This window comes from Geminicoccus flavidas (assembly GCF_009806515.1).
GTDB lineage: Bacteria > Pseudomonadota > Alphaproteobacteria > Geminicoccales > Geminicoccaceae > Geminicoccus > Geminicoccus flavidus.
This window is the reverse complement of record NZ_WUJP01000647.1, coordinates 1-6,985: the sequence shown is the minus strand read 5'-3', so window position 1 is coordinate 6,985 and position 6,985 is coordinate 1. Positions and strand designations below refer to the sequence as shown.

Below are 6,985 nucleotides of genomic sequence, written 5' to 3'. Positions count from 1 at the left end.
CTCGGCGAACGGCTCGTCCTGCGAGTTCTCGGCCAGGGTCTGGTAGACGAGGCCCACCCCGGCTGCCGGCACGCCGCGCAGCACGAACGGGTTCAGCGTGTCGAAGGTCGTCCCCACCGCGGACAGGACCAGGTTGCCGCCCTTGGGCGCATCCGGATTGACGTAGTCGAAATGGGTGAAGTCCGGCGGGTAGTGCAACTCGCCATACATCGAGATGCCGTAGGCGGGCACCGCGTCCGCGGCATGGGCGAACCTGAACGGCGGAACCAGCGATGCGCCCAGGAAGCCAAGGCCGGCCTTCGAGAAGCCCCGCCGATCCATCATCCGTCCATTCTCCCTCTGGCAAGCTGCCGTTGCAGCCACGGGAGCAAGGTTAGTGCGGCGACCGGCCCAGGGCCAGCACCGGTGGTCAGTCCGGCAGGGACTCGAACAATGCCAGCGCCTGGGCATGCACCCGGGCGTCGCCCGCGACGATCACCCGGCCGGGCGAGCCCATGCTTACCGGCCGGCCCTTCCAGTCGGTGACGACGGCACCCGCCCCTGCCAGGATCGGCAGGATCGGCAGGTAGTCGTAGGGGAACAGGTCCTGCTCCACCACCAGGTCGACGAAGCCCGCGGCGAGCAGCCCGTAGCCGTAGCAGTCGGTGTTGAACTGGGACAGGTAGACCCGCTCCTCCAGTGCGTCGAATGTGTCGCGCTGCGGCCCCTTGGGGAACATCCGGCGGGAATAAGAGGCCAGCACCGCTTCCGACAGATCGGCACAAGGCCGGGTGCGGATGGCGCGGCCGTTGAAGGTGGCAGGCTCGCCCTGCACGCCCACCCAGCGCTCGCGCAGGATCGACTGGTCGATGATCCCGAGCAGCGGCTCGCCCTGGCGGACCAGGCCGATCAGCGTGCCGAACTGCGGGCGGCCGCAGATGAAGGACTTGGTGCCGTCGATCGGGTCCAGCACCCAGACATATTCGGCATCGACCGCCTGCTTGCCGTATTCCTCGCCGAAGATGCCGTGGTCCGGGAACCGGGCCTGAATCATCTCACGCATCAGCAGCTCGGTTTCCCGGTCGGCGATCGTGACCGGGCTCTCGTCGAGCTTGCTCTCGATCTTCAGCTCGGCGCGGAACCAGCGGCGCTGGACCTCGGCGGCGGCGTCCGCGAGCTGGTGGGCAAAATCCAGAAGCTCGTTGGTGGACGCGCCGGTCACGCGGATCTCCAGGGATAGGCAGGATGGCAGGGCGGCCCCCTTGAAGGGGCTGCCCTCACGTCATGAGGAAGGAGTCAGCCGCCCTGCTCGGGCGTCTGCTCCGGGGCCTGCTCGATGGCCGCGTCCGGGTCCGGCGGAGCCTCGTCCGGGGTGGCCGGTGCGTCGGCCGTGGGTGCCGCCTCGGCGACGGGCAGGGGCGGCGCGTTCGGGTTGAGCGAGTGGAGATAGGCGATCACGTCGGCGCGCTCATCCGGCTTGGAGATCCCGGCGAACGCCATCTTGGTGCCGGGGAGATAGGTCTTGGGCGCCTTCAGGAAGGCGTCGAGCTCCGCGGCATCCCATGGAACGTTATGGGCAACCATGGCCTCGGAATAGCTGAAGCCGGCATGAGTGCCGCCGGGACGGCCGTAGACGTCGTAGAGGCCGGGGCCGATCTTGTTCTCGTTGCCGGCATCGAAGGTGTGGCAGGAGGCGCACTTCTTGGCCGAGGCCGCGCCGGCTTCCACATTCGCGGAGGCAAGCCGGACGGCGATCGGCTCCTCGGCCTCTTCGGTGGGCGCGGTGGCAGCCGTGTCCTCCACGGCGACGTGGTAGGCATTCTCCTCGGGCATCTCGGGACTGTAGATCATCCGCGAGATGACTCCCGCGCCCATGGCGATGATCCCGGCGGTGAGAATGCCCGCCATGAGCTTGTTGCTTTCGAGCGAGGATGCCATCAGGAAGCCAGCCTTTCCGTTCCGATCGGTCGCCGTCCTGACGACGGCCGTCGGCGATGCGAACTGCCGCGCCGATCGCGTGCGGCTCTAGCGACCATGGCGGGCGTCCGTCAAGTTGACCAGCGGGCGCGCCGCTTCGTCGCAAGCCGTTGCCGGCAAACTTCGGATCGATCCAGTGTTGTCCCAGCCAGCCGCCTGGGTCATCGCCCAGGTCCTTCGCCAGGCCAATCAATGGAGCCGTCCTTGAGCCAGACCCTCGTCCTGATCCCGGCGCGGATGAAGGCGTCGCGCCTGCCGGACAAGCCGCTTGCCGACATCGCGGGCACACCGATGATCGTCCACGTGCTGCGCCGCGCGACCGAGGCGGCGATCGGCCGGGTGGTGGTCGCCTGCGCCGAGCCGGTGATCGCGGAGGTGGTCCGTGCCGCGGGCGGCGAGGCGGTGTTGACCGACCCGGACCTGCCGTCCGGCACCGACCGGATCCGGCAGGCCTTAAGCGAGATCGACCCGGAGCGGCGCGCGGAGCGGATCGTCAACCTGCAGGGCGACCTGCCGACCCTGGATCCAAGAGTGCTGGCCCAGGTGCTGGAGCCGCTCGACCGGCTGGGCGTGCCGATGGCGACGCTGGCCTGTGCCACTGACGACCCGCGCGAGAAGGTCGACCCGAACGTGGTCAAGGCCGTGGTCTCGCTCGACCCCGACGAGCCCAGGATCGGCCGGGCCCTCTACTTCACCCGCGCCACCTGCCCGTCCGGCGACGGCCCGATCCTGCACCATATCGGCATCTACGCGTTCGAGCGCACCGCATTGGAGCGCTTTGCCGACCTGCCGCCCTCGCCCCTGGAGCAGCGCGAGCGGCTGGAGCAGCTGCGCGCGCTCGAGAACGGCATGGCGATCGGCGTACGCCTCGTGGACACGGTTCCGTTCGGCGTGGACACGCCCTATGACCTCGACCGCGCGCGGCAGATCCTGAGCCTCGCCAGACCCCGAACCGAAGACCGATGACCAAGCCGCACGATCCTACTGGCGTCAGCCCCGAGCGCACCATCGCGTTCCAGGGACGTCCCGGCGCCTATTCGCACCTGGCCTGCCGGGAGGCCTTTCCCGAGCTGGTGGCCCTGCCCTGCCACTCGTTCGAGGACGCGTTCGGTGCGGTGCGCGAGGGTGCGGCACGCTTGGCGATGATCCCGGTAGACAACACTGTGGCCGGGCGGGTCGCCGACGTGCACCACCTGCTGCCGCGCGGCGGGCTGCACATCGTGGGCGAGCATTTCGTGCGGGTGAACCATCACCTGCTGGGCCTGCCGGGCGCCACGATCGAGGGGCTGCGCGCGGTGGAGAGCCATGTCCACGCGGTCGGCCAGTGCCGCCATTTCCTGCGCCGCCACCATCTCCAGGCAGTGGTCGTGGCGGATACGGCCGGTGCTGCGCAGGACGTGGCCGAGGCCGGCGACCCCACGCGCGCGGCGATCGCCTCGAAGCTGGCGGGCGAGCTCTACGGCCTGGTCTCGCTGGCCGAGAACATCGAGGACGCCGAGCACAACACCACGCGCTTCCTGGTTCTCTCGCGCACGCCCCAGGATCCGGGCGAGGATGCGCCGGGCGTGATGACCACCATCACCTTCACCGTGCGCAACCGGCCGGCGGCACTCTATAAGGCACTCGGCGGGTTCGCGACCTGCGGGGTGAACATGGTGAAGCTGGAAAGCTATATCGATGGCTCGTTCACCCAGGCCCAGTTCTATGCCGACGTGATGGGCCATCCGCGGCACGAGAACCTGCGGCTGGCGCTGGAGGAGCTGCGCTTCTTCAGCCACTCGGTCGAGATCCTGGGCGTCTACCCGGCGCACCCGTTCCGGGCGGAGATCGCCTGAAGCCATGCGGAGCAGGACCGCGCCGGTCCGCGCGATCCCCTGCCTCCCTCATCCTCGCTGCCTACAGGCCCAGCCGGTCACGGATGCGGCCATAGAGAATCCTGATCTCCACGCCGGTCTTCCAGAAGGCGTGGAACGGCATCGGCTTGATGCCGGTCACGGGGATCGGCAGCTCCTCCGCCCGGCCGCCCGCGACGCGCTCGGCCAGCGCCATGCCCATCGCGGTCGCCATCGCCACGCCGCGGCCATTGTAGCCGAGGCAGACATGCACGTTCTCGGCCGGCTCGTGGACGTGGATGAAGTAGTCCGGCGTGATGGCGAGCTGGCCGTTCCAGGCGTGGGTCCAGCGCAGGCCGTTCAGCTGCGGGAAGAGCCGGTGTGCGTAGTCGATGAGGTGCCGTGCGTCCGCGATGTCCTCGAGCGGACGCTGCCTTGCCCGGCCACCCATCAGCAAGCGGTGGCCAGCATCCAGCCGGTAGTACACGGTGACGTGGCCGGCCTCGTAGAGCACGCTGCCGGACGGCATCACCTTAGCGGCGATCTCTGGCGGCAGGGGCTCGGTGGCGGCGATGGTGCTGAACAGGGGCACAATGCTTTCCGCGAGATCGGGCCACAGCCCGTCGCTGTAGCCGTTGGTGGCGAGCACGAGGCGGTCGGCCGTGACGCTGCCGTCGGGCGTGGTCACCTTCCAGCGCGTGCCCTGCCGCTCGATCCTGGTGGCCGGCGAGCCGCCATGGACGACGGCACCCAGATTGATCGCCGCCTTGGCTAGGCCGCGCGCGTAGCCCAGCGGGTTCACCTTGCCGCCGTGGGGAAACAGCATGCCGCCGACATAGCGGTCCGTGCCGGTCGCCGCCGCCAGCGCACCGGCGTCGCGCCACACCACCGGCGAGCCCGAGGTCTGGAGCTGCGCGAAGGTCTCCTTCGTCCGGGCCAGACCCTCCTGGTTGTACGCCACCCTGAGCGTCCCGGTCTGGGCGGCCTCGCACTGGATCTGCTGCCGCTCGATCAGGCGGAACACGACGTTCGGCGCGTCGCTGCTGAACGCCAGCGCCCGCTTGCCGCGCTCCTGGCCCAACGCCGTCAGGATCCCGGATGGGTCCGGGTAGAGGCCCGGGTTCACCTGCCCGCCGTTCCGGCCCGAGGCGCCCCAGCCCGGCTCGTTGGCCTCGAGCACGATGGGTCTGATCCCCTTCTCGGCCAGATGCAGCGCCGTCGACAGGCCGGTGAACCCGCCGCCCACAATCGCTACGTCGGCGGATCGCTCGCCTGAGAGCGGCGGCGTCTCGACGGCGGGAATGGCAGTGTCGGCATAGAGGCTCTTCGGCAGCGGCTGCCGCGCGTGGGTCATCACGATGGTCCGATTCGAAGGGGAAGGTCGATTCATGGGCGAAGTCACGCTTCGTCCTTCAAGGCACCCATGAGCTGGAGATTGCCGCCGACCGCGGCAGTGTTCACCGTCAGCGTCCGTTCGGTGAGGAAGCGCAGGAGATAGTGGGGGCCGCCGGCCTTGAAGCCGGTGCCGGACAGGCCCTCGCCGCCGAACGGCTGGGTGCCCACCACCGCGCCGATGATGTTGCGGTTGACGTAGATGTTGCCGGCCTTGACCCGCGAGGTCAGGGTTTCGACGGTCTCGTCGATCCGGGAATGGACGCCGAAGGTCAGGCCGTAGCCGGTGGCGGCCACCGCATCGATCACGGCGTCCAGATGGCCGGCCTGCCAGCGCACCACATGGAGGATCGGCCCGAACACCTCCTCGGTCAGCCGCGACATCCGGTCGATCTCGAAGGCCATGGGCGGGACGAAGGTGCCGTGCGCGCAGGCTTCGTCCAGCCTCGCGCGGTACAGGAGCCGGCCTTCCCGCTCCATGCGCTGGGCGTGGGCCAGCAGCTTGTCCTTCGCCTTCCCGTCGATCACCGGGCCGACATCGGTGGCGAGCTGGCCGGGGTCGCCCACCGCGAGCTCGGCCATGGCACCGGTCAGCATCTCGATGGCGCGCTCGGCGATCTCGTCCTGGACGAACAGGACGCGCTGGGCGGAGCAGCGCTGGCCGGCCGAGCGGAACGCGCTGTCCAGCGTGTCCTGCACCACCGCCTCCAGCAGGGCGGAGCTGTCCACCACCACCGCGTTCATCCCGCCGGTCTCGGCGATCAGCGGCCGCAGCGGCTGGTCGGTCGCGGCCATGGCGCGGTTGATCGCGAATGCGGTGGCGGTCGAGCCGGTGAACGCCACGCCTGCGCAGCGGGGGTCGGCCACCAGGACCTTGCCGACCACGCTGCCCTCGCCCGGCAGGAACACCAGCGCATCGGCCGGGATGCCGGCCCGGTGCAGGAGGTCGCAGCAGAGCCGGCCGGTGAGCGAGGTCGCCTCGGCGGGCTTGGCGACCACGCTGTTGCCGGCGACCAGGGCGGCGGCGAGCTGGCCCACGAAGATCGCGACCGGGAAGTTCCAGGGTGCGATCGTCACGAACACGCCGCGCGGGTGGAGGGACAGGAGATTGCGCTCGCCAGTCGGTCCCGGCAGCTCGGTCGGCCGGCCCAGCAGCCGGCGGGCCTCGGACGCGTAGTAGCGCAGGAAGTCGACCGCTTCGCGCACGTCGGCGACCGCGTCCAGCACGGTCTTGCCGGCCTCGCGGACGCACAAGCCTACGAGTTCGACCAGGTGCCGCTCGAACAGGTCGGCGCCGCGGTCCAGCAATGCGGCGCGCTCCTCGACCGGGCGACGCTCCCAGCCGCCTTGGCCGCGATGCGCCAGCGCGATGGCTCGCTCGGCTGCCTCGGCATCGGCGAACACGACGCTGCCGACCTCGCGGCGCCGGTCGGCCGGGTCGCAGACCGGGCGGGGCGGCTCCCGGCTCTCGACGCCCGGGCGCGCATGGGCCGCCGGCAGGCTCGCCAGCCGGCGTGCCAGCTCGGCCAGGGCCTTCGGGTCGGACAGGTCCACGCCCTCGCTGTTGCGCCGTTCATGCCCATAGATGTCGACGGGCCGCGGGATGGCCGGGTGGCGCTTGCTGGCAAAGCCGCGCAGCCGCTCGACCGGATCGGCGGTCAGCGCCTCCAGCGATGCCCGGCGGTCGACGACCTGGTGGACGAAGCTGGAATTGGCGCCGTTCTCCAGGAGACGGCGGACGAGGTAGGGCAGCAGGTCCTTGTGGCTGCCGACCGGGGCATAGACCCGGCAGGGTACGGGCAGGC

General features: G+C 70.1%; 6 protein-coding genes and 1 pseudogene. 2 read left to right on the top strand and 5 right to left on the bottom strand.

Features of this window, described 5'->3' with window-relative positions:
- The 3 genes and pseudogenes from EQG76_RS18315 to EQG76_RS18305 all read right to left on the bottom strand — a co-directional run.
- Positions 1-324 (bottom strand): annotated as a pseudogene (locus tag EQG76_RS18315) (hypothetical protein); the annotation flags it as partial.
- Positions 325-409: 85 nt separating this feature from the next.
- Positions 410-1,201, bottom strand: a complete 792-nt coding sequence (hisN, locus tag EQG76_RS18310) for a histidinol-phosphatase (RefSeq protein ID WP_159715820.1) — start codon at positions 1,199-1,201, stop codon at positions 410-412.
- A gap of 74 nt (positions 1,202-1,275) precedes the next feature.
- A complete protein-coding gene (locus EQG76_RS18305; protein WP_200840912.1) occupies positions 1,276-1,917 on the bottom strand; it encodes a c-type cytochrome in 642 nt (213 codons plus the stop codon).
- 231 nt (positions 1,918-2,148) lie between these two features.
- On the opposite strand from EQG76_RS18305, the gene EQG76_RS18300 reads away from it, so the two are divergent.
- Together EQG76_RS18300 and EQG76_RS18295 are read left to right on the top strand one after the other, a co-directional pair.
- Positions 2,149-2,922, top strand: coding sequence for a 3-deoxy-manno-octulosonate cytidylyltransferase (locus EQG76_RS18300; RefSeq protein ID WP_159715819.1), 774 nt, complete (start codon positions 2,149-2,151; stop codon positions 2,920-2,922).
- The gene (locus tag EQG76_RS18295; RefSeq protein ID WP_159715818.1) at positions 2,919-3,791 is read left to right on the top strand and encodes a prephenate dehydratase; all 873 of its coding nucleotides are present in this window, start codon (positions 2,919-2,921) and stop codon (positions 3,789-3,791) included. The genes EQG76_RS18300 and EQG76_RS18295 overlap by 4 nt, the downstream gene beginning before the upstream one ends.
- 61 nt (positions 3,792-3,852) lie before the next feature.
- Here EQG76_RS18295 and EQG76_RS18290 read toward each other — a convergent pair whose 3' ends face one another.
- A complete protein-coding gene (locus EQG76_RS18290) occupies positions 3,853-5,142 on the bottom strand; it encodes an NAD(P)/FAD-dependent oxidoreductase (protein ID WP_159715817.1) in 1,290 nt (429 codons plus the stop codon).
- 44 nt (positions 5,143-5,186) lie between these two features.
- A partial coding sequence (putA, locus tag EQG76_RS18285) for a bifunctional proline dehydrogenase/L-glutamate gamma-semialdehyde dehydrogenase PutA (RefSeq protein ID WP_159715816.1) occupies positions 5,187-6,985 on the bottom strand: 1,799 nt, incomplete at its 5' end.